Source organism: Cryobacterium sp. 10I1 (assembly GCF_035019805.1).
Classification (GTDB): domain Bacteria; phylum Actinomycetota; class Actinomycetes; order Actinomycetales; family Microbacteriaceae; genus Cryobacterium; species Cryobacterium glucosi.
Genome location: NZ_JASJVF010000580.1, coordinates 1 through 387, shown reverse-complemented (window position 1 = coordinate 387; position 387 = coordinate 1). Strand labels below are relative to the sequence as shown.

At 71.3% G+C, this 387-nt stretch carries 1 protein-coding gene; it reads right to left on the bottom strand.

All coding sequences use genetic code 11. The features are described 5' to 3' along the window. The coding region (locus tag QN345_RS19870) for a hypothetical protein (protein WP_323509220.1) at positions 1–313 on the bottom strand (313 nt) is incomplete at its 3' end. Positions 314–387: the final 74 nt, after the last annotated feature.

Genomic DNA, 387 nt, shown 5'->3' with positions numbered 1-387 from the left:
CGAGCCCGACGGACTCGGCACGCTTCGCGGTGAAGGCGGCGTGCGCGGTCTCAGCGGTCTGCCGGTATTCCCGGCCGAGCGCATCGAGGTCGGCGAGCATGCTCTGCGCCGAGGTGCGCCCGGCCGCGATCGCGGCGAGGGATGCTGTGCCGGTCGCCTCACTGGGCAGCACGGTCAGGGCTGCGGATGCCTCGGCGCGCCTGGCCTCGTTCGAGTTCAGCAGGGCGTTGGCCGCGGCCAGTTCCCCGGCGGCGGCGTCCTGCTGCAGGTGGCGCAGCCGGAGGAGTCCGGCGAGGGCGAAGTCGCGTTTCATCAGATGCCTCCGAACAGCCGGGTGAGCCGGGTGAGCTGGTCCCACGCGAGCTTGGGATCCCAGGTTTCTTCATT